General features: G+C 66.0%; 22 protein-coding genes. 11 read left to right on the forward strand and 11 right to left on the reverse strand.

The genetic code is table 11. The annotated features are described in order from the left end of the window. Positions 1-60 precede the first annotated feature (60 nt). From SJY20_RS11360 to SJY20_RS11385, 6 genes are all read left to right on the forward strand, one after another. Complete coding sequence (locus SJY20_RS11360) at positions 61-2,568, forward strand: TonB-dependent receptor domain-containing protein (RefSeq protein WP_380787037.1); 2,508 nt, start codon at positions 61-63, stop codon at positions 2,566-2,568. 14 nt (positions 2,569-2,582) lie between these two features. After that, on the forward strand, positions 2,583-4,385 hold the full coding sequence (locus tag SJY20_RS11365; protein WP_380787038.1) for an alpha-amylase family glycosyl hydrolase: 1,803 nt from the start codon (positions 2,583-2,585) through the stop codon (positions 4,383-4,385). Next, a complete protein-coding gene (locus tag SJY20_RS11370; RefSeq protein ID WP_380787040.1) occupies positions 4,382-5,272 on the forward strand; it encodes an ROK family protein in 891 nt (296 codons plus the stop codon). The genes SJY20_RS11365 and SJY20_RS11370 overlap by 4 nt, the downstream gene beginning before the upstream one ends. Further along, complete coding sequence (locus tag SJY20_RS11375) at positions 5,269-6,618, forward strand: MFS transporter (RefSeq protein WP_380787041.1); 1,350 nt, start codon at positions 5,269-5,271, stop codon at positions 6,616-6,618. The genes SJY20_RS11370 and SJY20_RS11375 overlap by 4 nt, the downstream gene beginning before the upstream one ends. Positions 6,619-6,934: 316 nt before the next feature. After that, positions 6,935-7,957, forward strand: a complete 1,023-nt coding sequence (locus tag SJY20_RS11380) for an oxidoreductase (protein ID WP_380787042.1) — start codon at positions 6,935-6,937, stop codon at positions 7,955-7,957. Positions 7,958-8,039: 82 nt separating this feature from the next. Then, complete coding sequence (locus SJY20_RS11385; RefSeq protein ID WP_380787043.1) at positions 8,040-8,315, forward strand: hypothetical protein; 276 nt, start codon at positions 8,040-8,042, stop codon at positions 8,313-8,315. Positions 8,316-8,382: 67 nt separating this feature from the next. Here SJY20_RS11385 and SJY20_RS11390 read toward each other — a convergent pair whose 3' ends face one another. Next, positions 8,383-9,189, reverse strand: a complete 807-nt coding sequence (locus SJY20_RS11390) for a transglutaminase family protein (RefSeq protein ID WP_380787044.1) — start codon at positions 9,187-9,189, stop codon at positions 8,383-8,385. Between the two features lie 71 nt (positions 9,190-9,260). Then, entirely contained in the window at positions 9,261-9,992 is a 732-nt protein-coding gene (locus tag SJY20_RS11395; RefSeq protein ID WP_380787045.1) for an SDR family NAD(P)-dependent oxidoreductase, read from the reverse strand. Positions 9,993-10,075: 83 nt separating this feature from the next. Between SJY20_RS11395 and SJY20_RS11400 the strand changes: the two genes are divergently transcribed. Next, positions 10,076-10,489 carry a winged helix-turn-helix transcriptional regulator gene (locus SJY20_RS11400; RefSeq protein ID WP_380787046.1) on the forward strand — a complete coding sequence of 138 codons (414 nt, stop codon included), beginning with the start codon at positions 10,076-10,078 and terminating at the stop codon, positions 10,487-10,489. Here the strand turns inward: SJY20_RS11400 and SJY20_RS11405 are convergent. Further along, positions 10,486-11,397 carry a LysR substrate-binding domain-containing protein gene (locus tag SJY20_RS11405; RefSeq protein ID WP_380787047.1) on the reverse strand — a complete coding sequence of 304 codons (912 nt, stop codon included), beginning with the start codon at positions 11,395-11,397 and terminating at the stop codon, positions 10,486-10,488. The two genes, SJY20_RS11400 and SJY20_RS11405, sit on opposite strands and share 4 nt — an antisense overlap. A 111-nt stretch (positions 11,398-11,508) precedes the next feature. Between SJY20_RS11405 and SJY20_RS11410 the strand changes: the two genes are divergently transcribed. Together SJY20_RS11410 and SJY20_RS11415 are read left to right on the forward strand one after the other, a co-directional pair. Further along, positions 11,509-12,309 carry a type 1 glutamine amidotransferase domain-containing protein gene (locus SJY20_RS11410; protein WP_380787048.1) on the forward strand — a complete coding sequence of 267 codons (801 nt, stop codon included), beginning with the start codon at positions 11,509-11,511 and terminating at the stop codon, positions 12,307-12,309. A gap of 71 nt (positions 12,310-12,380) precedes the next feature. After that, positions 12,381-12,677 carry a putative quinol monooxygenase gene (locus SJY20_RS11415; protein WP_380787049.1) on the forward strand — a complete coding sequence of 99 codons (297 nt, stop codon included), beginning with the start codon at positions 12,381-12,383 and terminating at the stop codon, positions 12,675-12,677. 194 nt (positions 12,678-12,871) lie between these two features. Here SJY20_RS11415 and SJY20_RS11420 read toward each other — a convergent pair whose 3' ends face one another. The 8 genes from SJY20_RS11420 to SJY20_RS11455 all read right to left on the reverse strand — a co-directional run bounded on the left by SJY20_RS11420 (position 12,872) and on the right by SJY20_RS11455 (position 22,623). Then, positions 12,872-13,594, reverse strand: a complete 723-nt coding sequence (locus SJY20_RS11420; RefSeq protein ID WP_380787050.1) for a FadR/GntR family transcriptional regulator — start codon at positions 13,592-13,594, stop codon at positions 12,872-12,874. Further along, positions 13,591-14,343, reverse strand: coding sequence for a helix-turn-helix transcriptional regulator (locus tag SJY20_RS11425; RefSeq protein ID WP_380787051.1), 753 nt, complete (start codon positions 14,341-14,343; stop codon positions 13,591-13,593). Before SJY20_RS11425 ends, SJY20_RS11420 begins: the two co-directional genes overlap by 4 nt. A 96-nt stretch (positions 14,344-14,439) precedes the next feature. Continuing rightward, positions 14,440-15,744: an MFS transporter gene (locus tag SJY20_RS11430; RefSeq protein WP_380787052.1), complete on the reverse strand. Its 1,305-nt coding sequence runs from the start codon at positions 15,742-15,744 to the stop codon at positions 14,440-14,442. A gap of 8 nt (positions 15,745-15,752) precedes the next feature. Then, on the reverse strand, positions 15,753-16,688 hold the full coding sequence (locus SJY20_RS11435; protein ID WP_380787053.1) for an alpha/beta hydrolase: 936 nt from the start codon (positions 16,686-16,688) through the stop codon (positions 15,753-15,755). Positions 16,689-16,814: 126 nt separating this feature from the next. After that, entirely contained in the window at positions 16,815-18,212 is a 1,398-nt protein-coding gene (locus SJY20_RS11440; RefSeq protein WP_380787054.1) for an FAD-binding oxidoreductase, read from the reverse strand. 7 nt (positions 18,213-18,219) lie between these two features. Beyond that, complete coding sequence (locus SJY20_RS11445) at positions 18,220-20,370, reverse strand: TonB-dependent receptor (protein WP_380787055.1); 2,151 nt, start codon at positions 20,368-20,370, stop codon at positions 18,220-18,222. Positions 20,371-20,538: 168 nt separating this feature from the next. Continuing rightward, entirely contained in the window at positions 20,539-22,023 is a 1,485-nt protein-coding gene (locus SJY20_RS11450) for a carboxylesterase/lipase family protein (RefSeq protein WP_380787056.1), read from the reverse strand. A 132-nt stretch (positions 22,024-22,155) separates the two neighbouring features. Beyond that, positions 22,156-22,623 (reverse strand): NUDIX domain-containing protein, encoded by a 468-nt coding sequence (locus tag SJY20_RS11455; RefSeq protein ID WP_380787057.1) that lies wholly within the window; start codon positions 22,621-22,623, stop codon positions 22,156-22,158. Positions 22,624-22,831: 208 nt separating this feature from the next. On the opposite strand from SJY20_RS11455, the gene SJY20_RS11460 reads away from it, so the two are divergent. After that, positions 22,832-24,004: an alpha-hydroxy acid oxidase gene (locus SJY20_RS11460; RefSeq protein WP_380787058.1), complete on the forward strand. Its 1,173-nt coding sequence runs from the start codon at positions 22,832-22,834 to the stop codon at positions 24,002-24,004. Positions 24,005-24,163: 159 nt separating this feature from the next. Continuing rightward, the gene (locus tag SJY20_RS11465) at positions 24,164-24,505 is read left to right on the forward strand and encodes a hypothetical protein (protein WP_380787059.1); all 342 of its coding nucleotides are present in this window, start codon (positions 24,164-24,166) and stop codon (positions 24,503-24,505) included. Positions 24,506-24,529 lie beyond the last annotated feature (24 nt).

Consider the following 24,529-nt stretch of genomic DNA (forward strand, 5'->3'; position numbering starts at 1 on the left):
GCAGGGAAGTTAGGAGGCGGCCTTGGGCTTCTCAGAAAGCCGTCGCGCAGGGAGGATCGCATGAAAGTACGTCACGCATTGCTGGCTGGCATCGCCGCCGCAACGTTCGCAACCGCAGGGGCCGCGCAGACCGCACCGCAGGCCGATCCGGCCGCCACGCCTGCCGACACCGCCGCTGCTTCAGCCGACGCACCGCAGGACGACATCGTCGTGACCGCGGTCGCGCGCGGCACGAACAAGCTCAACACCTCGATCACGACCAGCTCGATCACGTCGGACGCGCTCGTCCAGCTCGCACCCCGCACCTCGGGCGAGCTGCTCCGCAACCTGCCCGGCATCCGCGTCGAGGCGTCGGGCGGCGACGGCAACGCGAACATCTCGGTCCGCGGCCTGCCGGTCGCATCGGGTGGCTCGAAGTTCCTCCAGCTGCAGGAAGACGGCCTGCCGATCCTCGAATTCGGCGACATCACCTTCGGCAACGCGGACAATTTCCTGCGCGCCGATTTCAACGTGCGGACGATCGAGTCGGTTCGCGGCGGCTCGGCATCGACCTTCGCGTCGAACTCGCCCGGCGGCGTCATCAACTTCCTCTCGAAGACCGGCGAGCAGGAAGGCGGCGCATTCCAGCTGACCAGCGGGCTCGACTACCGCGAATTCCGCGTCGATTTCGACCAGGGCGGCAAGCTGTCCGACACGCTGACCTATCATTTCGGCGGCTTCTACCGGATCGGCGATGGCCAGCGGCAGGTTGGCTATGACGGCGTCAAGGGCGGCCAGTTCAAGGCGAACATCACCAAGTCGTTCGGCAATGGTGGTTATGTCCGGCTGTACGGCAAGTATCTCGACGACCGCGCGATCGGCTATCTGCCGAACCCGGTGCAGGTGACCGGCACGAACAGCGATCCGACCTACAGCAACATCGCCAATTTCTCGATCAACAACGGCACGCTGCACAGTGGCAACATCCGCACCGTGCAGACGCTCGACGGCGACAACAAGCTGGTCACGCGCTCGATCGCCGACGGCCAGCATCCGCTCGTCTATTCGGCCGGGCTGGAGACGCAAATCCCGGTCGCGGACGGCTGGAACATCGTCGAGCGGTTCCGCTATTCGGATATCTCGGGCGGCTTCACCTCGCCGTTCCCGTCGGCCGTCGGTTCAGCGCAGACGATCGCCAACGGCATCGGCGGCGCCGGCTCGCAGCTGTTCTATGCAAGCGGATCGCAGAGCGGCCAGCGGATCACCAATCCGGCATCGCTCAACGGCAACGGCCTGCTTGCGAACGTCGTGCTGTTCGACGTCGACCTGAAGAGCCTCAACAACATCACCAACGACATCCGCCTCAACGGCTCGGTGCCAGTCGGCACGGGGTCGCTGTCGATCACCGGCGGCTTCTATGCCTCGCGCCAGGACATCAAGAGCGACTGGCTGTGGAACTCGTTCGTCCAGACCGTCGCGGATGACGGCCGTTCGGTGCTGGTCGACGTGCGTACAGCAGCAGGCGTTCCGGTCACGCAGAACGGCACGCCGGGCTATTCGGCATACGGATTCGGCAATTGCTGCCGCCGGTCGTACGATCTCGACTACACGACCTATGCGCCGTTCGCGCAGCTCGGGTTCGAGATCGGCCGGCTCAACATCGACGGATCGCTGCGCTACGACTTCGGTCGGGCCCGCGGCAGCGTCGCCGGCGCGGATCTGGGTGCGGGCTTCGGCAGCGGCATCACGAGCTTCGACATCAATGGCAACGGCGTGATCTCGGCAGCCGAGCGTCTGGTCGCGGTGATCCCGACGCGCCGCTCGCCGCTCAACTACAATTACGACTACCTCTCCTATTCGGGCGGCGCGAACTTCCGCCTGACCGACAGCACTGCGATCTTCGGCCGCTACAGCCGCGGCGGTCGCGCCAATGCCGATCGCCTGCTGTTCGGCCCGTCGATCAACACGACGACGGGCGGCCTGACCGACGAAGGCGCGGCAGTCGATTTCGTCCGTCAGCTCGAAGGCGGGTTCAAGTTCCGCCAGAACGGCCTCTCGCTCTACGCCACCGGCTTCTGGGCGCGTACCGAGGAGCAGAATTTCGAGGCGACGACGCAGCGCTTCTTCAATCGCCAATATGAGGCGAAGGGCGTCGAGCTCGAGGGTCGGATTGCCCGCGGACCGTTCTCGCTGTCGGCAGGCGGCACCTATACCGATGCCGAGATCACCAAGGATGTCCTGAACCCCGCAGTCGAGGGCAACCGCCCGCGTCGCCAGGCCAAGTTCATCTTCCAGGCGACTCCGCAGGTCGATGTCGGCCGGCTCACCGTCGGCGCCAACGTGATCGGTACCACCGACAGCTATGCGCAGGACAACAATGTGCTCAAGATGCCGGGCTATACGCAGGTCAACGCGTTCGTGTCGGTACGGCCCGTCGAGAACGTCACGCTGTCGGTCAACGGCAACAACCTGTTCGACGTGAAGGGCATCACCGAAGCCGAGGAAGGCACGATCCCGACCAACGGCATCGTCCGGGCACGCTCGATCACCGGCCGGACGATCTCCGCCGCGGTCCGCGTCGGCTTCTGATAGGGCGGGTGAGCGTGACTTTCTCCTCCACCGAGCGCCGTCTCGACGCGCTCGCCCCCCTCCTAAAACGCCAGCTCGAACGGCTGTACGGCACCGATCGGCTGGCGACACTCTGGCCGCGGATGGAGATGATCCTCCGCGACCGAGCGGCCGAGCGCCCGGCGGCGATGGTCGCGCTCGACGATACGCGGCTGGGCGATCCCGACTGGTTCGTCGCGCCCGACATGCTGGGCTATTCGACCTATGTCGACCGGTTCGCCGGCACTGTCGAAGGATTGACCGGCAAGGTCGATCATCTCGAATCACTCGGCGTCCGCTATCTGCATCTGCTCGCGTTGCTGAAGGCCCGCGAGGGCGACAGCGACGGCGGGTTCGCGGTCGCGGACTATCTCGCGATCGAACCCCGGCTGGGAACGATGGCCGAGGTCGAGCGGCTCGCGGCCCGGCTGCGCGAGGGGCGGATCAGCCTGTGCGTCGATCTCGCGCTCAACCATACCGCAGACGATCATGCCTGGGCGAAGGCGGCGCTCGCGGGCGATCCGCATTACCGTGCCTTCTATCATGTGCTGAGCGAGGACGAGGCTCAGGCGTATGAGGAGGCACTGCCCGAAGTGTTCCCGACCACCGCGCCGGGCAACTTCACAGATGTCCCAGCGATGGGCGGGCAGGTCTGGACGACCTTCTACCCGTTCCAATGGGATCTGAACTGGTCGAACCCCGAGGTCATGCTGGCGATCGTCGACACGATGCTGCAGCTGGCGAACCACGGCTTCGAGGCGTTCCGGCTCGATTCGATCGCGTTCCTGTGGAAGCAGATCGGCACCGATTGCCGCAACCGTCCCGAAGCGCATTTCATCGTCCGCGCGCTCCGCGCCGCGCTCGACATCGTCGCGCCTGCGACGCTGCTGAAGGCCGAGGCGATCGTCCCGACCGCGCTGGTGCCGCCGTACTTCGGCGCTGACGAAGGCGCGGACTGGGATGGCGGGTTCGAGCCCGAATGCCATCTGGTCTACAACAATTCACTGATGGTCGCGGGCTGGGTCGCGCTGGCCGAACAGTCTGCCACCCTCCCCCACGCGATCGTCGAGGCGAGCGGCGGCCTTCCACGTGGCGCCAACTGGCTGAGCTACGCGCGGTGCCACGACGATATCGGCTGGGGCGCGGTAATCGGCGACCTGGCGGAAATCGATCCGGATCCGGTCGCACGGCTGAAGATAGCCGCGCGGTTCCTCGAAGGCGGCGACGGCAGCTGGGCACGCGGCGCGCCGTTCCAGTCGGACGGTTCGGTGCTCCACGGTTCGAACGGGACGATGGCGTCGCTCGCCGGGCTGGAGGCTGCGGCGGACGACGAAGCGCGCGAAATGGCGTTTCGTCGGATCGCGCTGCTGAATGTTCTGTCGATCGCGAGCGGTGGGCTGGCGACGACGTACATGGGCGATGAGGCGGGTCTGCTCAACGACACCAGCTATCTCAGCGATCCCGAACGGGCACATGAAGGCCGCTGGCTCCACCGGCCCGAGATGGACTGGGCCGCGCTAGATGGCGCCGCCGCGCAAAGGATCGGCGGCGATCTCGCAGCCCTGCGCGCCGCACGGATCGCCAGCGGCGGTGCAGGTGGGCCGAGTGCGATCACGACCGGCAACCCGGCCGTGCTCGGGATCGGCTGCGGGGGCGACCGGGTGTTCCTGAACTTCTCCGACACGCCCGTGACGATCGTGGCAATAACAGACGGCCATGACCGGTTGTCCGACACGCAGTTCGTCGACACGCTGACGATCGCGCCCTGGAGCGTCGTCTGGGCGGGACCGACCGCATGACCGCCGCCCCGCTGTTCGGCTGTATCGAGGCGGGGGGCACCAAGTTCGTCCTCGGCGTGGCGCGCGATGCCGACACCATGCTGCGCACCGCGCGCGTGCCGACCACCACGCCAGCCGAGACGCTCGGTGCCGCCCTCGCCTTCTTCGCCGATGCGCAAGCCGAATGGGGCGCGTTCGATGCGCTGGGGATCGCCGCGTTCGGGCCGATCGTCCTCGACCGCTCGTCGCCGCACTGGGGCACGATCGCCGAAACGCCAAAGCGCGGCTGGAGCGGCACCGACCTGGTCGGGCCATTCGCGCGCGCGCTTGCATGCCCGGTCGGCTTCGACACCGACGTCAACGGCGCGGTTCTGGCCGAAAGCCTGTGGGGCGCAGCAGTCGGCGCCGATATCGCGGTGTACGTCACGGTCGGCACCGGGATCGGCGGCGGTGCGCTGATCGAGGACCGCCCGGTCCATGGCAGCCGCCACCCCGAAATGGGCCATATGCTGCCGCGCCGCCATGCCGATGATCGCGACTTCGCGGGGACCTGCCCGTTCCACGGCGACTGCCTGGAGGGCCTCGCGAGCGGCCCTGCGATCCACGCACGCTGGGGCGCGTCGCTGTCCGAGCTTGCCGCGGATCATCCTGCGCACGCCATCATCGCCTATTACCTCGCGCAACTCGTCGTCGCGCAACAGGCGCTCCTGTCGCCGCGTCGGATCATCCTCGGCGGCGGCGTGCTCGCCACGCCAGGCTTGCTAGACCGCGTCCGTCACGAAGCTGCCACGCTCGCGGGCGGCTATTTCGGCACCGGGGATTACGCCCGGCTGATCGTCCATCCCGGCCTCGACGACCGCGCCGGTTTGCTCGGCGCGCTGGCACTCGCACAAAGGGCTTGTCGATGACTCTACCCGGTTTCCTCGGCAAACCTCGCCTTTCGCTGATGCGCCTGATCGAGATGAACCTCGGGTTCCTCGGGCTGCAATTCTCGTTCGGCCTGCAACAGGCCAACATGGCGCCGATCTACGGCTATCTCGGTGCGGACGAAGCGAGCCTGCCGCTGCTGTGGCTGGCAGGGCCGATGACCGGGCTGCTGATCCAGCCGCTGATCGGCGCGATGAGCGACCGCACCTCGACCCGGATCGGCCGGCGCACCCCCTATTTCCTGGTCGGCGCGGTGCTGTGCAGCCTGTGCCTGCTGGCGATGCCGTACAGCCCGAGCCTGTGGGTGGCGGCAAGCCTGTTGTGGGTGCTCGACGCCGCCAACAACGTGACGATGGAGCCGTACCGCGCCTATGTCGGGGACCGGCTGCCCGACGACCAGCGCGCCGCCGGGTTCCTGACGCAGTCGGCGTTCACCGGCCTCGCGCAGACGCTGTCCTATCTGTCGCCGTCGCTGCTGGTGTGGATCGGCTTCAACAAGGACGCCATCGACGGCAACGGGATTCCCGACATTACCCGGATCGCGTTCCTGATCGGCGCGGTGCTGTCGCTGGCGACGATCGTCTGGTCGGTCGTCCGCGTCCCCGAACTGCCCTTGCCCGCCGAAGAGAAAGCAAGGCTGGCGAAGGAACCACTGACGCTCGGCGGCACGCTGCGCGATCTGAGCACTGCATTGGTCGAGATGCCCAAGCCGATGCGACAGCTGGCGCTGGCGATGCTGTGCCAATGGTATGCGATGTTTGCCTATTGGCAGTTCATCACCTTCGCGGTCGCACGCTCGCTGCACGGCACGTCGGATGCGAAGAGCGCGGCGTTCCGCGATACCGTGCTCACCGTCGGCCAGCTCGGCGCGTTCTATAATGCGATCGCGTTCGTCGCGGCGATCGCACTGGTGCCGCTCGCCCGTCGCTGGGGCGCCAAGAAAGCGCATGCCGCCTGCCTGCTGGCATCGGGCGTGGCGATGATGACGATCCCCGGCATCGCCAACGAAGCGGGACTGTTCGTCGCGATGCTCGGCATCGGCGTCGGCTGGGCGAGCATGATGGGCAATCCCTACATCATGCTGATCGACATGATCCCGCCCGAGCGCAACGGCGTCTACATGGGCATCTTCAACATGTTCATCGTCATCCCGATGATCATCGAGAGCCTGACGGTGCCGCTGTTCTATCATTCGGTACTCGGCGGCGAGCCGCGCAACATCCTGTATCTGTCCGGCGCCCTGATGATCCTAGGCGCGATCGCGACCGCGCGGGTCACAATGGGCGCTTCGACATCCTTGTTAAGAACCGCCGAAAACACGCACTAACGTACGGATAAACCGGATCGATCGCCGCAATATGGCGCGCGAGCACTGACTCAGTGGGCGATGCGAAGGGTGGCGTCGTTGAAAAGGCCGGGACGTCACGCCGACCGCGGCACCGTCGAGCGCCCGGTCGTGGCGCTCATGCATAGGATTAGCGGCAAGTACCGAGCTCGGATCGTCGAAATCGATACACACCCCGTCATGTCCGCCCTTCAGCCGATACGATTGACGAAAGCCAAGCCCCCCGGAAATGCGCGTGGCCCTGACCGGGTGGCCCGCTTACACCTGCGCCATCGCTTCGCCGGAAAGGGTTCGAAAGATGCAGACGATCGGGGTGGGGTTGGTTGGCTATGGTCTCGGCGGCCGGGCGTTCCATGCGCCCTATGTTCGCACGACACCCGGCATGGAACTCCGCGTGGTCGTATCGCGCGACCGTGACAAGGTGCATGCGGACCTTCCCGATATGCGGGTCGTCCCCAGCGTCGCGGCGTTGCTGGAGGAACCCGGCATCGACCTGGTGATCGTCTCGAGCCCCGATGCGCTTCATGCCGAGCACGCGATCGCGGCGCTCGAAGCGGGCAGGCACGTCCTGATCGACAAGCCCTTCGCGACGTCTCTTGCCAATGCACGGCGGGTCCTTGCCGCAAGCGAGGCGACGGATCAGCTGCTCACCATCTTCCACAACCGCCGCTGGGACGCGGACTTCCTGACGCTGCAAAAGCTGATCGGCGATGGACGACTGGGCGAGATCGTCCAGTTCGAAAGTCATTTCGATCGCTGGCGTCCCGCCGTGGCATCGACTTGGAAGGAAGCCAGAGAGGGGGGATCATGGCAGGACCTCGGCCCGCACCTCATCGACCAGGCGCTGGTGCTCTTCGGGCGCCCCGAGGCGATCTGCGCGGACATCACGACGCTGCGCGCGGACGCGCCGGCACCAGATTATTTCCACGCAGTGCTTCGCTATTCGGACAAGCGGGTCATTCTCCATTCGAGCAAGCTGGTGGCCGCCAACGGGCTGCGGTTTGCCGTTCACGGAACCCGCGGCAGCTGGATCAAGCACGGCGTCGATCCGCAGGAGGCGGCCACCGTCGCGGGACAGGCTCCCGGTGGGCAGCATTGGGGGTACGACCCCGACCAGGGTTCGCTCACTCTTTGCGATCCGCAGCGGACCGAGACACTGCCGAACTGCCGCGGCGACTACCGTAAATTCTGGCACGATCTGGGCGCCGCGATCCGGGGAGAAGGACCAAATCCTGTCCCGGGGACCGAGGCCATGATGGTGATGGAGGTGCTGGACGCCGGTTTGCGCAGCGCGACGCGACACGGTGAAGTATCGCTATAGCGCCCAGCGGACGGTACCGCTGTGCCCCCGCCACGAAGCTTTGCGCGTTGCCCCTTCCGACGATCACTATCAGGACAGGCGCATGACGACGTACCCATTGAGCGAGCCGGCGACGGTTTATGCCGCCGAAGAAGGCGCCGGGCAGGATCGCGTTGCGGGTCGCGGTACGCTGACCCACTGCGTCCAGATCATCGAAGGTTTTCCGGCGGAGAAACGGGCTACCGCTCGCATCGAGATGGACGACCTCGACCTTCGGTTCGGTGCTCGCGAGGTCGAGGATCTCCTGCGCTTCCTGCGCGACGAGGATGCCGGGCTGTCGAACCAAGACATTGTGGCGATCGAAGACCCCGATCGATAACGGCGATGGACGCGAGCATCGGTTGCGGTGCTCGATCGTCACGCCGGTAATAGCTCTGGCGACCGACTCAGGCGGAACCCGTCCCGAGGGCATCCAGCATCGCCGACACGCGTTCCCGCAGTTGAGGATCACGCGTGATCTCCAGCATCGCCGCAAGGCTATGCCTGGCGGCGGGTACGTCGCCGTCGACCAGCTCCAGGCGTGCGCGCTCCCACCAGGCGTGTCCGTAACCCGGCGCCATCATCGTCATCCGGCCATACAGCTCGAGCGCGCGCCGTCCCTTACCGCCCTGTTCCGCACGCGTTGCCTGGTTGAGCAGCAGCCTGACCAGCACGGCACGGTTGGGCATCGCCGCGATATGCCGCACGGCCGCGGGGGACGGATCCATCGCCGCGACCAGCGCGACGAGCTGGTCCCGGTCGACCGGTATCCCACCGCGAAAGGGATCGATGACGACCGGAGCGGCCTCCTCGCCGATAAGCACGAGGACATGTCCCGGCACGTCCAGGACATTGGCCACCCAGCCAAGCCTGCGGGCGGCCGCGACATACAGGATGGCCAGGCTGACCGGCAGGCCGCGTCGCCGATCGATGACGCGGATGAGGTCGGCGTTGGCGGGATCGTCATAGGTCTCGGCGTCGCCGACGAACCCGAACTCCTCGGCAAGAACCGTCGCAAGCGCGGCAGCCTGCTCCGGCGCTGCCGTCGAACCGCCGGCAACGGCCGCCAGCCGGATGTCGATGGCCTCGAGCACGTCGTCATAAGGGGCAAGGTCGGTGCCGGCATGGTCGAGAAGCGCCAGCGCGAGCGCGGCTTCGTCGAGAAGGATCTCGTCCTCATCGATTAGGCCAAGGTGCATCAGATCATCGTTCATCGCCAGTAGATGGGAGCACGGCGCTGTCGATCAAAGGCCGACGCCGTCGCGCGCGGCGGTGGCGGCATATCTCAAACTTGCCGCATGCCGCCATCGACGCACAACTCTGCGCCAGCGATGAAGCTTGCCTCGTCGCTGAGTAGGAAGAGCGTCGCCGCAGCCACCTCGGCAGGACGCGCCATGCGGCCCAGCGGAATGGGACTGATCAGGGCGGCACGCCCCGCTTCGGGAACGCTTGCCATCATGGCCGTGTCGGTCGGCCCCGGCGCCACGACGTTCACGCGGATGCCGCGCGGCGCCAGTTCGATCGTCCAGGTCCGCGCATAAGAACGCAGCGCGGCCTTGGTCGCGGCATAGGTCCCGTAAGGCGAGATACCGGCCACATCGGCGATCGACCCGACCAGGACGACGGAACTGCCCTCGCTCAATACAGGCAGCGCAGCCTGCAACGCGAAGACCGGGCCACGCACGTTGACGGCGAAGTGGCGGTCGAAATGCTCGAGCGTCTCGTCGATCAGCGTCGCTGGCTCGGAAATGCCGGCGTTGAGGACGAGAGCATCGATCCGGCCATGCGCTTCCCGCACCGTCGCAACCACGCGCGCCAGATCCGCCGGCACGCTCGCGTCCGCAACGACGCCGTGCGCGCGCGCGCCGATCCGCTCGGCCGCCGTTTCGACCTCGTCGACACGCCGCCCGGTCAGGAAGACCATGGCGCCCTCCGCCGCCAGCCGCTCGGCAATCGCGAAGCCGATGCCCTTTGCGCCGCCAACCACCAGCGCAACCTTGTCCGTCATCTTCGCCATCGTGAAATCCTCAGCTTGAACGATGACATGCCAGGTATACCTCTTATATCTGCTATCAAGAACGCACCTTGGATAGCGTAGATATGGCCGACGATACCGACCTTGACCTTTGCTCGGCGCAAGTGCTCGCCGACATGGCGCGCATCCGCCCGGTCCTCGACAAGATCGCGGACAAGTGGACCATCATGATCCTGACGGTCCTTTGCCCGAAGCCGTCGCGCTTCAATCAGATCAAACGGCGGCTCGACGGGATCACGCACAAATCGCTTGCCGACGCGCTGAAGCGGCTCGAACGAAACGGCTTGGTCACGCGCACCGTGCTCCCGACCGCGCCGATAGGCGTCGAATACGCGATCACGCCGCTCGGCCATTCTCTGCGGCATCCGTTCGAGGCCCTCTGCGCCTGGGCGCTGGCGCACGGCGACGCGCTCACCGCTGCAAGCGCTGCCGACGATCGCGCGGGTCGTGCGAAGGAGGTTTCGTCGACAGCGTATTAGCTGCCGGCCGCCCCAAGCTTTCCCGCAACCTCGCCGATCAATGTCCTGAGCCAACGATGCGCAGGGTCGTGGCGGTAGCGCACATGCCATGCCATCTCGACCGGGAAGGTGCCGAGATCGACCGGCGCGGGTAGCACCTTCAGCCGGGGGTCGTGCGCCAGCCGGCGGCAGATCAGTTTGGGCAATGTCGCGCAGTAATCCGTGACCGCCACCATCTCGGCAACCGCGAAGAAGTTGGTGACGGAGATCGCGACGTCGCGCCGCAGCTGCTGCTGCGACAGCGCCTGGAACAGACCCGCGCGCATGCGACCGGGCGGCACGACGTTGACGTGCTTCAGCGCTTCGAACTGCTCCCGGGTAATGCTGTCGCCGATGTCGGGGTGCCCCGCCCGCACGATACAGGCCAGCCCTTCGTCCATCACGTGTTGCACGACCAAATTATCGGGCGGATCGACGATGCGACCCAGCACCAGCGCGGTCGTCCCGGAAATGACGCCGGTTTCCGCCAGATCGTTGCCGTACGGCGTCAACTGAAGCCTGATGCCGGGCGCAGTCTCCTGAAGTCGCGCGACGATCGCCGGCACCAGCACGAACTCGACGTAACCGTTGGGCGCGATCGTCAGCACGCGTTCGGCAGTGGCGGGGTTGAAGTCTTGCTGGCCCAGTACGGCATCGTCGAGCATCGCGAGCGCCTCGGCAATGACCGGCGCAAGCTGCAGGGCGATGGGCGTCGGTTGGATGCCATAGCGCTCGCGGACGAAAAGTTGGTCCTGCAACATGAGGCGTAACCGTCCGAGCGCGTTGGAAAGCGCGGGCTGCGTCATGCCGACGCGTTCGGCGGCGCGCGTGACGCTGCGTTCCTCGATCAGAGCGACGAAGATCGGCAGCAGGTTGAGGTCGTAGCGCACGAGATATGCTCCTATGATCATATCCATAATTCAGGAAATGAAGTTCTTGAATACCTGTTCGGCCGCCATGTTGCTCCCGTCACCACCGACAGCAATTCGACGGAGCTCCCAATGACCAAGGCAAAGATACTCGTGCTCGGCTCCAACGCCACGCAGATCGAACTGCGCGGCGGCGGCTCGGCTGCGATCGGGCAGTACCTCAACGAGACGACGATCCCGTCGATGGCGCTGATCGCCGCCGGGTACGAGGTCGTCCTTGCCACGCCGAACGGCACCAAGCCGCACATCGACGACGTCTCGGATGTCGCGCAGCATTTCGGCAATGACGAGGCCGCCCATGCCCGGGCCAGGAGCTTCTACGACAACGATCCGTCGATGAACCAGGTCCGCACGCTGCGCTCGGTGATCGACGACGGGCTGGACGACTTTGCCGGCGTGTTCGTGCCCGGTGGCCATGCCCCGGTCGTCGACCTGATGCAGGACGAAGACGTCGGAACGATCCTGCGTCACTTCCACGAGGCCGCGAAGCCAACCGCCCTGCTCTGCCACGGCCCCGTCGCTCTCGCTGCCGCGTTGCCGCGCGCGCGCGATTTTCGGGCGGCTCTGGTCGCCGGGGATGCCGCCGCGGCCGCCGATCTGGCCCAGGGCTGGGCCTATGCCGGCTATCGCACGACGGTGTTCTCGACCAGCGAGGAGAAGTGGGCGGAAGACAATTTCTTCAACGCCGAACTGCCCTTCTACATGCCCGACGCGCTCCGGTTGGCGGGTGCCGAGGTGACCACCGGTGCGGTCGACTGGGCACCCAATGTGGTCGTCGATCGCGAGTTGATCACCGGCCAGAACATGGCCTCGGATCATCCGCTCGCCGCGGCGCTGATCGAGGCGCTCGACCGCTCGCTCTCGATCGTGTGAGTACGCACGCGACCGGCGGGGCGCTTCGTGCGCGCCCCGCCACGCGAACTTATTCAACAAGGAACGATACCATGCTCGATCCCGTTAAAATCGTCGCCATTCTCACCGCTCGCCCCGGCAAGGCCGCGCAGTTGCGGACCCTGCTGGACGGCATGATCACGCCGAGCCGCGGCGAGCCCGGCAACTTGCGCTACGACCTGTGGCAGGACCAGAGCGATCCGGCGCGCTTCGTGCTCGACGAGCTCTACGTCGATGGAGACGCGGTCGCGGCGCACCGCGCGTCGCCGCACTTCCAGAGCTATGTATCGGCGATCGCCGACCTCGCCGAGCGGACCGCCGTGACGCTCGATCCCGCGTCCGTGGCCTGACCAACTCGACGAGTCCAGGAAACCTGGCATGGTCGGCACGAAATCCGTCCTGCTCGCTCTCGCAGTGGCCGGCGCGTCAATCATGCCCGCTTAGGCCGCCGATACATCACTCTCCGTGGTCCTCGTCCCCGGCGCTGTTGTCGACGCGTCGGGGGTGACGTCATGGTTACGGCATCCTGACTAGCGGATGCCGGCTAAATCCCATTCTCACGACGCGCGAACAGATCTCCGATGGATGCGACGAAATGCGTGTTCATAGCTGCGATCGCAGCTTTCGGATCACGGTCGGCGATCGCTCGCGCCAGGTCGTGATGGTGCGCGAGCACGGCGGTACGCTGTCGCGCGGTGGTTCGCGTTGCCCAGGCGGCGGGCACTGCGTGGACCATCATCGGTGCGAACGAGCGGATGATCTGCAGGAACAGCATGTTGCGTCCGGCCTGCGCGATCGCCTGGTGGAACGCGATGTCGTGGCGGGTCAGCGTATCGACATCGGTACCGGCCGCTTCCATCGCCTCGGCCAGACCGACGATCGTCCGCGCCTCGTCGTCGCTGCGTTCCATGGCGGCGAGTTCGGCGGTACGGAGTTCCAGCGTGCGGCGCACGTCCCAGATCTGCACCATCGAGATCTGCGCGGTCGCCACCGCGTGATCGAGCGACGTCGCCATCACCGATCCGTCGATCGCGGCAACGCGCGCCCGCCGACCGTTGCCTACGTCGATGAGTCGCAACGCTGCCAACGCGCCGAACGCCTCGCGCAGCACCGGTCGGCTGACGCCCAGTTCGGTCGCGAAATGACCCTCGGACGGCAGGGTGTCGCCGACCTTCATGTCGTTGGCGCGGATATGCGTGCGGACCGCATGGACCGCCTGGTCGACGAGCGAGCCGCCCTCGACCAGTCGCAGGCTTGGCGCTTTCATGCCGCGAGCCGTGGTGCACGGAGCGACGATGGGGTGGTCCCGAACTGCCGCGAGAAGGCCCGCGTGAAGCTGGCGTTGTTGAGATAGCCGCACTGGTAGCCGATCGACGACACAGGCAAGTCGGTCGCGATCAGCATCTGACGCGCGGCCCCAAGCCGTCGGTCGAGCAAAGCGTCGGCGACCGTGCAGGCGAACATGTCGCGGAAGCCCCGTGTCAGCTTAGCGCGGTTCAAACCACAGGCGCGCGCGATCGAATCGAGCGTCATCTTCTCGCCCCAGCGCTCGTCGATCATCCGCTTGGCCGCGACGATCCGCTGGCTGTCGCGGGCGGATAGCTGCCCGGCGCCCGCGAGCGGCACGAGGTCGTCCTCGACGATCCGCTGGAACGTGCTGGACAGGAGCTCAATGCATTTTGCCGAACGATGCGTGCTGCGCCAGGGCTCGGGCAGGACGCAATCGCGGATCGCGGCGACGATCATCCGCAATTCGCTCGGCAGATGGCACGCGATGTCCGCGTCGGGCGCGTAATCGAAGACCCGCAGGCAGGCGCCGCGTTCGACCGCAAGCACGAGGACCGCGCGCTCCTCCGCAGGAAGCGCGCCGGTGGTGACGGTAAGGTGCGCCGGTGCCTCCTCGCCCAGCGTAAAGCAAAGCACGACGGCATCGGCGGGGAAGGCCGTCGCGTCTACCGTACCTTCGCCGATGAAGGCCGCCATCTCGGGCGACACCGTGACGCGTTCCTTCTGCATGCCTGCCTCGCCCAACACCGATCTCCTGTTCCCGATTGCCGGGATTGGGTCGACCATGCAGCTATCGGATAGCTTCTGCAATAGCTATCTTACAGGTCAGACTGTTGCCGACGTAGGTGCCCGGCGCATTGCCATCGTAAAGGCGATGACGGAGATGGCGCTGGTCACCACGCCGACGATCGCGAGCCCCTGTGCGAGGTGCGCCTCGCCGCCGAGCATACCGCTTGCCGCCGCGACCAGCGTCGGTGCGAGGCCGTAGCCGATCAGCCCGGCGATCGCGATGAACGCGCCGATGCACAGCCCGCGCAGTTCATTCGGGATCAGCACGGTCAACGCTACCGAGGTCACGACCCCAGTCACTGCCCCACACGTTATGAGTAGACCGACGGCGACCCCGAACAGCGGGACCGAAGGCATGATCGGGAACAACGCAGCGGGCACACCTACCGCGGCGGCAACGATCGCGCCGATCAACAGGCCGCCACGCCGGCCGCTTTTCTGGCCCCGGTCGGCGGACAGGCCTCCGATGATCGTGCCCAGCACGCCAGCGCCGAACAGCAATGCGCCCATCCAGCTGGCGAACTGATCTGGCTCCAGGTGGAAATTGCGCGACAGGACCGGCGAGACCCAGATCCCGGCAGCCGCATCGGCCATCACCACGCTGATCTGGCCGATGAACAACGGGATCAGGAACACCCGACGCGCGCAGAGCTCGCCGGCAACGATCTTGAACGGCGCATGCGTACCCGCCGCAACCTCCTGCCGCGCCGGTTCGCGCAGCAGGAACAGCGGCAGGATGGCGATCACGCTGATGACCGCGAGCGACAGATGAACGCTACGCCACGGCATCATGCCTGCGACCCATGCCGGCGCGCCGCCATGGGCGAACAGGCCGAACAGCGCGCCCGACAACGCCAGGGCGAGCGCGAGACCGAGCGACTTGCCGAGGTTGACGACCAGCATCGCCCTGCCCCGCTGCGTCGCTATGCAAAAGTCGGCGCACAGCGACAGCGCCGCGGTCAGCGCGCCGGTCGTGCCGATCCCGGTCAGCATCCTAGCGACGAACAGCGACGGCACGCCGTGCGCGAGCCCGGTCAGCAGTGTGCCCAGCGTCCACACGAGAGCGAGCGCGATCATCATCCGCACCCGGTTGTAGCGATCGACCATGATGCCGATCGGGATCGAGAACACGGCCAGCGGCAGCGCCGCCGACAGCCCCTGGATCAGGCTCAGCGTATAGTCGCTGAGGTGGAGTTCGGCTTTGGCACCCTCCTGGACCGTGCCGAACGAGCCCATCATCGTGAAGCCGACCGCCATCGCCAGCGCGAGCGCGAACAACGGCAACAGCGTCCTTGCGAACGGCGGTGAGGGGACCTCGATCGGTCGGGCGAAATCGGTCATGTGAGTCCTTATGCAAGCGCGCGGCGCAGCGCCTCGAGACTGTCGCGGCGCGCCTGTTGCGAGACCGCACCGTCGGCGAAGATGTCGAAGCCGTGATAGCCACCGGGATAGACGTGAAGCTCGACCGGCACGCCCGCGCGGATCAGCCGTGTCGCGTAGTCGATGTCCTCGTCGACGAAGAGATCGAGCGCGCCGGTCGCGATATAGGCGGGCGGAAGGCGGGAGAGATCGGTCGCGCGGGCGGGCGCCGCATAGGGCGACACGTCGTCGCCACCGGGGGCGTGTCCGAGCAGCGATGTCCAGCCGAAACGGTTGCTCTGCGCGGTCCATATGAACTCGCCGGCATAGGGATGCGGCGATGCCGTGCAGGTCCGGTCGTCGAGCATCGGGTAGATCAAATGCTGGAACGCGAGCGCATGTTCACCGCGGTCGCGCACCATCAGCGCCAGCGCTGCGGCATACCCGCCGCCTGCACTCTGTCCCATCACGCCGAGCCGCGTCGGATCGATCCCGAGCGTGCCGGCATGGGCGATCGCCCAGGCGAGCCCGGCATAACAATCCTCGATCGGGCCGGGGAAATTCGTCTCGGGCGCCAGGCGATATTCGACCGACACGATGACGCACCGAAGATCGGCGGCCAGCGGGCGGAGCAGCGGATCGGAGTCGCTGACCTTGCCCATCACATAGCCGCCGCCGTGGATGTGATAGATGCACGGCAGGACGCCGGTGACGCCCGCCGGGCGAAAGACGTGCAGGTCGATATCGGGCGCTCCAGCCGGCCCCGGAACCGTATGGATCTCCAGCGTCGCCAGCGTCTCGTCGGCGGGCGGCAGCATAGACGGCCGGTCGCGCATCGCCGGCAGGATGTCCGCGGTAAGCGATATCTGCGGCATCATCTCCAGCAACGGTCGGAGCGTAGGGTCGACGAGGCGCAGGCTGTCCATGATAAATCCTTCTTCCCCCCTCCCTGAAAGGGAGGGGTCGGGGGTGGGTCGGCTCGGGGCGAACACTAGCGCCTGCCCATAAGCCAACCCACCCCCCGCCCCTCCCTTCCAGGGAGGGGAGCAGTTTCAGAACGCGAAGATCTTGCCCGGATTGAACAGGTTGTGGGGGTCGAGCGCGTGCTTCAGCGTCCGCATCAGATCGACCGCATCGCCGAGTTCCGCGACCAGCCAGTCCTGCTTGCCGATGCCGATGCCGTGTTCCCCGGTGCAGGTGCCGTCCATCGCCAGCGCCCGCTCGACCATCCGCGCGTTGATCGCCGACACCTCCGCCAGTTCCGCCTCGGACTCCGGATCGATCGAGAAGACGACGTGGAAATTGCCGTCGCCGACATGCCCCAGGATCGTCGCGGGGACCGACGACGCCTGCAAATCGGCCTTGGTCTCGCCGATGCACTCGGCCAGCCGACTGATCGGCACGCACACGTCAGTCGCCCAGCCGACCGCACCGGGCCGCAGATTGACCGCCGCGTAATAGGCCTCGTGCCGCGCCTTCCACAGCTTCGAGCGTTCCTCGGGCAGGTTCGACCAGCGAAAGTCGCCGCCGCCATTCGCCGCCGCCAACTCGCGCACCGTTTCCGCCTGCTCGTCGACATAGCGCGGCGAGCCGTGGAATTCGAAGAACAGCGTGGTCAGTTCTGGATAGTCGAGCTTCGACCAGGCGTTGACCGCCTTCATCTGCATGTCGTCGAGAATTTCCACGCGGGCGAGCGGCACACCGATCTGGATCGCCTGCACCACCGTGTCCACTGCGCCGTTCAACGTGTCGAAGCTGCACACCGCGGACGAGATCGCTTCGGGAATGCCGTGCAGCCGCAGCGTCACTTCGGTGATGATGCCGAGCGTTCCCTCGGAGCCGACGAACAGCCGGGTGAGGTCATACCCCGCCGCCGACTTCCGCGCGCGGCGGCTGGTGCGGATCTCGCGGCCGTCGGGCGTCACCACGCGCAGGCTCAGCACCGCCTCGCGCATCGTGCCGTAGCGCACCGCGTTGGTCCCGCTCGCGCGCGTCGCGGCCATCCCGCCGATCGTGGCATTGGCGCCCGGATCGATCGGGAAGAACAGCCCCAGGTCGCGGATATGCTCGTTCAGCTGCTCGCGGCGAACCCCCGCCTGTACCGTGCAGTCGAAGTCCTCGGCGTTGACCGACACGATCTGCGTCATCTCGGACAGGTCGACCGAGACGCCGCCGTGCACCGCCAGCGTGTTGCCCTCGATCGAGGTGCCCGCCCCGAACGCCACGATCGGCACCTTGGCGGCGGTGCACAGTTTGACGAGATCGACCACCTCCTCGGTCGATCGCGCGAAGACGACCGCGTCGGGCAGCATCGGGGCGAAATGCGCCTCGCTGCTGCCGTGGTGGAGCCGCATCGCGTCGGTCATGTGCAGCGCATCGCCGAAGCGCTGCTGGAGCGCCGCGACGAACGCCGGGTCGAGCGGCGCGCGCTCGATCTGGGCAAGATGCATGGTCATCCTAGAACCGGAAGCTCGCGCGCACGCCGTATCGGCGGCGGTCGCCCTGGATCGCCAGGTTCGACGCCAGCGGCGCGAGCCCCGCCCGCACCAGCGCCGACTTGTCGATATAGCTTTCGATGAACTTGGTGTTGAACAGGTTGGTGCCGAACGCGGTGACCGTAAGGCCGCTCGAGAAGCGGAACCCGAGCGACGCATTGGTGATCGCATAAGGCGACAACCGCGGCGCGACGGCGGGATCGAGCGACGAGCCGATCCGGCTGCCCTTGCCGAAGATGCCGGCGTCGAGCAGCACCGCATTGGCGCCGACCGGCACGGTATAGGTCGTGTTGAAGTTGAAATTGTAGTCGGGCGTGAAGATCACCCGGTCGCTCGATACGTGGACGCCGGTGGTCGCGAAATACTGGCTGTCGTCCGTGATGCGCGCGTGGAGGTAGGACGCGCCGGCGTCGATCCGCCAATGATCGGTGACGCGTAGATGCGCCTCGACCTCAGCGCCGTAGCTCTCGACCGTGCCGGTGTTGAGGTTGATCGCGACGAATCCACCGCTGGTGTTCGGGGCGAGTGAGTTCTGGCCGATGAAGTCCTTGTAGTCGTTGTAGAACACGTCCGCGTTGATCGTCAGGCGACGGTCGAACGCGTCGAACTTGGTGCCGAGTTCGTAGGTCCAGACATTGTCGCCTTTGTAGGTCGCATCCTCCGGCCGCGTGCCCGGACCGTTCTGGCCACCGCCGCGGATACCCTTGGCGACCGAGGCATAGCTCATCACCGCGGGCGTCCAGTGCTGCGTCAGCGTGACGCGCGGCTGGAACTGGTCCTTCTTGTACTCGGGCGCGGTATAGACCGTGATACCGTTGACCTGGCTCGCGACCAGCTTCTGGTGATCGTAGCGCCCACCGACGGCGAGATCGAGCGAGCCCATCTTGAGGAACGCCGTTGCAAAGATCGCGCGCGTGTCGTTTCGGACGTAGGTCGAAGACGGCGTGGTAGATGCTGGCGCCGGGAAGGTCGGCCCCAGCAGCGCGCGAAAATCGATCGTCGTCAGCTGATCGCTCGTCTGCGTGTAGCGGTTGCCGTACAACCCGATCAACGTCGAGAACGCGTCGCTCCACTGCGTATCGAAGCGCAGTTCGGCGGTCTTGGTCTTCAAGGTCGAACCACCACGGGTGCGGAGCAGGTCGACAGGGCCGAAATCGCCGTCGTTGATCCCGGCGACGTTCTTCTGGTTGTAGGCGCCGATCGCGGTGATCTTGGTTTTCAGCGACGCAGCATCGAACTCGCCCTTCACGCTCGCGCCGTAATAATCGATCACCGCGCGGTTCAGCACGTTGGTCGCGCCGTCGAGCCGGTAATCGGTCGGCCCGGCGACATGGATGTACGACGTGCTGCCGCCGGCGGCCTGGTCGTAATTGCCGTTGACGGTGAACACCGCCCAGTCGGTTGGCGTAAAGCGGAGCGTGCCGCCGATGCTCTGCTGCTTCAGCGGGTTCATGTCGCCGATCGTCAGCGTGTTGCGCATGAAGCCGTCCTGCTCGTGATAGGACGCGCCGATCCGGAACTGGAGCAGATCACGGACGATGGGGCCGCTGACCGAGCCCGAAACCGAGGCGTAGTTGTCGGTGCCGGCGACCGCCGCATCGAACCGCCCTTCCCACTCGTTGCCAGGCTGCCGCGTGATGACGTTGATCGCGCCGCCCAGCGTGTTGTTGCCGAACAACGTGCCTTGCGGGCCGCGCAGCACTTCGATCCGCGCGACGTCGACGATCGGCGAGTTCAGGTACGACGTGTTGGGCTGGTAGACGCCGTCGATGAATATCCCGACGCCGGGCTGGACCGTGTCGATCAGCGTCGTGCCGATCCCCCGGATCGAGACGAAGGCGCGGCCGACGCTGTCCGAATTGATGTTGAGGCCCGGCGTGTAGGACGCGACGTCCTTCACCGTGTTGACCTGCAACTCCTTCAGCCGGTCGCCCGAAATCGCGGTCACCGCGATCGGCACGTCCTTCAGCGATTCCTGGCGTTGGCGGGCGGTAACGATGATGTCGTCGGAGTTCGCGGGCGGCGTCGGCTTGGTCGCGTCCTGCGCAAGGGCCGGCGTGATCGTGAGAGCTGCAGCGGCGCATCCTGCGGCGAGCAATGTCTTGAAGCGCATTGGATCCTCATCCCTTCAGAGCGCCGATCCTTCGCCGGCTACTTCCAAGGACAAAGCTATCCGATAGCTTACCTGTATGAAAGGTCTCGCACTGTGCCGTCCGGCTCGCGGACTTCGCCGATCGGTGCACGTTCGACAGGCGTCGCCGCCATCGTCTCGCTCGGCGCTTCAGGGGAGGAATGGTGCGGCCGGCATGACCGGCTCGTGCCGCGCTTCCTGCCGGACAAGCGAATAAACCTGCCGCGTTTCGGCATCGAATTCGACCCAGGGCAGGCGGCCGTCGGTCGCGAACCGGATCCATAGCGCGTGCATCCGTTCGGCGAGATCCTGTGGTGGATTGGGTCCGCACAGACCCTGCTCGCCGGTCACGCACGCCAAGGCGTCGAACACGAACGGCAGCTCCATGCCGTGCGACGCGCCGAGCTCGCCGCCGAACATCGGTGAGCGCCAGTCGAACTCGTACATGTGCGTGCGCCCCTTGTGCGCCTCGGCAAACCGCCGCGCGGGCCAGCGAAAGACGAGGTCGTTCATCGCATCGGTCAGCGCCTGCCCCGGCTTCCTGCCCTTCGTACCGATCCCGTACGCCTTGAGCACTTTACGCGCATGCGGTTGGGATTTGTGGAGGACGTAGGTCGCGAGCAACCGCCCGATCTTGTCGCGCACGCCGGTGGGGACGAGATACAGGTTCATCTCCTCCGCATTGGTACCGATCAGCAGGTCGACCTCGGAGCCCGCGCCATTCGCCAGCGCATCGAGCGGACGCTGGGGCAGTACGTCGTCGCCGTGGACGGGAACGAAGCGGCTGATCCCGAACACCGGCTCGTGGCCAGCATCATCGCGCAGGTCGATCCGTGCGGTCGGTGCGGATACCGCCTCGACCGCATCGATCAGGCGGTCATACGCTACGCTCCCGAAACCGGCCGCGTCTGGCGTGATCTTCAGGATCTTGGCCAGCTTCTTCACCAGCCGCTGCATCACCGGAACCGACCGCGTCATCCCGCCATGCCCGCTCTGGACGATCGCGCGCCGGAACAATCCCTTGGCGAGCGGCGAGGCGATCAGGTCCGCGATTGCCATGGCACCCGCGGACTCACCGAACACGGTCACGTTGTCAGGATCGCCGCCGAACGCGGTTATCCCGTCCCTTACCCACGTCAGCGCCGCGATCATGTCGCGCAGGCCGAGATTGGTCGGCACGCCCGAGATCGGCAGGAAGCCGTCGACGCCCATGCGGTAGTTGATCGCGACGCAGATCACGCCATCGCGGGCGAACGTGCTGCCGTCCTGCACCGGCGCATCCTTGCTGCCGATCACGAACCCGCCGCCGTGGATGAACACCATCACCGGCAAGCCAGTCCGGTCGTCGTCGGGCCGCCAGATATTCGCCGTCAGATACTCGTCGCCCGGCGCCCAGCCCTCGCCGATCAGCGGTACGGTATCGAGGCCGGGGAACGCCTTGGTCCGCTGCGGCGCATTAGGTCCGGCCATTGTCGCGTCGCGTACGCCTTGCCACGGCACGACCGATTGTGGCGGCGCGAACCGGTCCGAACCTACCGGCGGCGCCGCGTAGGGTACGCCGAGGAACCGCCGCACGTCGCCTCCGGCGCTCCCTTGCACGATACCGTCGGCGGTCGAGACGATGGGTTGGCTCACGATGTTCTCTCCTCCCGATCCGCAGCCGCGGTCGGAGGACAGAGGTAGCAGCCCGGCAAAGCACGTCGCGAACTCACGTTATGCCCATCGTTGCTTTCATCGTGCAGTCCGGCGAACCGGCAAGCGGCGGTATCACCAGGCCCCGGCGCCGGTCGCACCCTGCCGATATTCGGCGATGCGTCGTCGGGTCGCGGGGGATGTCATCTCCGGCAGGTCATCCAAGGAGAACCAAGCAGCCTGTTCGATTTCCCGCAGGTCAGCACGTCTCAGGATACCGCTCGCCGCGGTTCGCACGACGAAGATCACGATGTGGTCGTCCTTGCCCTCTCCTCGACTGTGATAGACTCCGAGAACCCGGTCGATCACCGGGTCGGTAATCGCCACCTCTTCCGCAAGCTCGCGCACAAGCGCGGCGGCGATACTCTCGCCCTTCTTCACGCCGCCGCCCGGCAGATACCAGTGATCGCCATAGGTATGCCGCACTAGCGCGACCCGCTCGTTCCGATCCAGCAGCAGCGCGCGAACGCCGATCGTGCGCGGCTTGCCGATCCGCCATGCGAGCCTCGCTACCGTGCCGATCAATCGATGACGTACACCCACGCGTCTATCCCTCTGCCTTTATCGACTCGCCCCAAGGTACCCGAGAACTTGGTTTACGCCCGATGCCGTTTGGGGGGCACAACCAAGCAGCGGACCGGCACAGCGAATGGTTTTGTCGCTCGCTCCGAATGCGGTCAGATTGAAATGGCTTCTCCGACATCCTGATCACGGGAGCAATCCGCACCGACTTCAACCAGTGGCAGGGCCCATGACGCGACTTCAACGTGCGAACAACATCGCCGATCTGCGCCTGATGGCACGCAAACGGCTGCCGCGACCGATCTTCGACTATATCGACGGCGGTGCCGACGACGAAGTGTCGCTGCGCCGAAACGTCGGCGCATTTTCGGACTATGAACTGGTACCGGACGTCTTGAATGACGTCTCGACAATCCAGACCGGCACGACGCTGTTCGGACAGCCGTCACGCTGGCCGCTGATGCTGGCGCCGACGGGGCTCACCCGCATGTTCCACGGCCATGCCGAGCTCGCCGTCGCACGCGCCGCCGCGCGGCACGGCATACTCTATAGCCTGTCGACGATGGGAACGACGCGACTGGAAGACCTTGCCCAGGCCTTCGCCGGGCCCAAGGTCTTCCAAATCTATATCTTCAAGGACCGCGGCCTGACCGCCGAGTTCGTCGCGCGCTGCCGGGACGCAGGCTTCCACGGGCTGGCGCTGACCGTGGACACACCCGTAGCCGGCAACCGCGAGCGAGACCGACGCAGCGGACTGTCCCTGCCCCCCAAGCTGACACTCAAGTCGCTCCTGAGTTTCGCGCGTCACCCCTCCTGGTCGCTACCCGCATTGACGGGGTCCAAATTCGATCTCGCAAACGTCAGCCACAAGATCGACGCGCTCGCATCGGGTCCGATGAGCCTGTTCGATTATATCGGCGGCCAGTTCGATCGCTCGGTCGGTTGGCGCGACGTCGAATGGCTCGCGCGCGAATGGAACGGGCCGCTCGCGATCAAGGGCGTGATGACGCCCGAGGACGCGCGGCGTTCGATCGCGTCGGGCGCGACCGGCGTGATGGTATCGAACCATGGCGGGCGCCAGCTCGACGGAGCACCCGCGCCGATCGACCAGATCGCAGCGGTACGCGACGCCGTTGGCGATGCGCCGGACGTCATATGCGACGGCGGCATCCGGCGCGGCTCGGACGTTGTGAAGGCGCTGGCGCTGGGGGCGACCGCCTGTTCGATCGGGCGCCCCTATCTGTACGGCCTCGCAGCGGGTGGAGAGGCAGGCGTCGACCGAGCCCTGACGTTGTTGACCGAAGAATTCGAGCGCACGCTAACACTCGCCGGCGTGAACGATATCGCCGCGCTGTCCCGCCGTCATGTTCGGCTTCGGGAAAACAGGCGTGATCTGGCGTAGCTTTCGAGGACACTAGCCCAATCTCGACGGCTCAAGGCAGCTCAGCCGCTTCCGAAGTGCGGACGTCCGTTAATGTGGCAATCGTGCCTGTCGAAAGTGTAGTGATGCCGGGAGCGCCGGTACAAAGCGCAATCATCCGTAGAGAGATCAGACAGACGCATGGCCCGCAAACATTCGAAACATGGCGCGTACGAAGAGCCGCATCGTGAAGAACAGGAGATTTCGGTACCGGCGGCCCCCTGCTGGCTCTGCGGCCGCGTACTTGGCGAGACCACCGTCTGGCATCATCCCGTGCCGAAAAGCCGGGGCGGTCGCGATGTCGTGCCGATGCATCCGATCTGCCAACAGACCTTGACCGCAAATTTCACCAATTCCGAATTGCAGCGCCATGGGATGGACGTCGACGGCCTGCTGGCCGATCCAACCGTCCGCAAATTCGTGGATTGGGTGGCGAAGAAGGATCCTGATTTCACCGCCACCACGACGAAAAAGCAGCGCTGATCCGGCGCCCCTCTACGGCGCAAG

Source organism: Sphingomonas sp. R86521, from assembly GCF_042466235.1.
Taxonomy (GTDB): Bacteria; Pseudomonadota; Alphaproteobacteria; order Sphingomonadales; family Sphingomonadaceae; genus Sphingomonas.

Coding starts and splice junctions, on each gene's coding strand:
- SJY20_RS11460 (WP_380787058.1), top strand. CDS start 22,832: ATGACGCGACTTCAACGTGCGAACAACATCGCCGATCTGCGCCTGATG.
- SJY20_RS11440 (WP_380787054.1), bottom strand. CDS start 18,212: ATGCATCTTGCCCAGATCGAGCGCGCGCCGCTCGACCCGGCGTTCGTC.
- SJY20_RS11410 (WP_380787048.1), top strand. CDS start 11,509: ATGACCAAGGCAAAGATACTCGTGCTCGGCTCCAACGCCACGCAGATC.
- SJY20_RS11425 (WP_380787051.1), bottom strand. CDS start 14,343: ATGCAGAAGGAACGCGTCACGGTGTCGCCCGAGATGGCGGCCTTCATC.
- SJY20_RS11395 (WP_380787045.1), bottom strand. CDS start 9,992: ATGGCGAAGATGACGGACAAGGTTGCGCTGGTGGTTGGCGGCGCAAAG.
- SJY20_RS11435 (WP_380787053.1), bottom strand. CDS start 16,688: ATGGACAGCCTGCGCCTCGTCGACCCTACGCTCCGACCGTTGCTGGAG.
- SJY20_RS11380 (WP_380787042.1), top strand. CDS start 6,935: ATGCAGACGATCGGGGTGGGGTTGGTTGGCTATGGTCTCGGCGGCCGG.
- SJY20_RS11375 (WP_380787041.1), top strand. CDS start 5,269: ATGACTCTACCCGGTTTCCTCGGCAAACCTCGCCTTTCGCTGATGCGC.
- SJY20_RS11465 (WP_380787059.1), top strand. CDS start 24,164: ATGGCCCGCAAACATTCGAAACATGGCGCGTACGAAGAGCCGCATCGT.
- SJY20_RS11370 (WP_380787040.1), top strand. CDS start 4,382: ATGACCGCCGCCCCGCTGTTCGGCTGTATCGAGGCGGGGGGCACCAAG.
- SJY20_RS11445 (WP_380787055.1), bottom strand. CDS start 20,370: ATGCGCTTCAAGACATTGCTCGCCGCAGGATGCGCCGCTGCAGCTCTC.
- SJY20_RS11420 (WP_380787050.1), bottom strand. CDS start 13,594: ATGAAAGCGCCAAGCCTGCGACTGGTCGAGGGCGGCTCGCTCGTCGAC.
- SJY20_RS11400 (WP_380787046.1), top strand. CDS start 10,076: ATGGCCGACGATACCGACCTTGACCTTTGCTCGGCGCAAGTGCTCGCC.
- SJY20_RS11385 (WP_380787043.1), top strand. CDS start 8,040: ATGACGACGTACCCATTGAGCGAGCCGGCGACGGTTTATGCCGCCGAA.
- SJY20_RS11360 (WP_380787037.1), top strand. CDS start 61: ATGAAAGTACGTCACGCATTGCTGGCTGGCATCGCCGCCGCAACGTTC.
- SJY20_RS11430 (WP_380787052.1), bottom strand. CDS start 15,744: ATGACCGATTTCGCCCGACCGATCGAGGTCCCCTCACCGCCGTTCGCA.
- SJY20_RS11390 (WP_380787044.1), bottom strand. CDS start 9,189: ATGAACGATGATCTGATGCACCTTGGCCTAATCGATGAGGACGAGATC.
- SJY20_RS11415 (WP_380787049.1), top strand. CDS start 12,381: ATGCTCGATCCCGTTAAAATCGTCGCCATTCTCACCGCTCGCCCCGGC.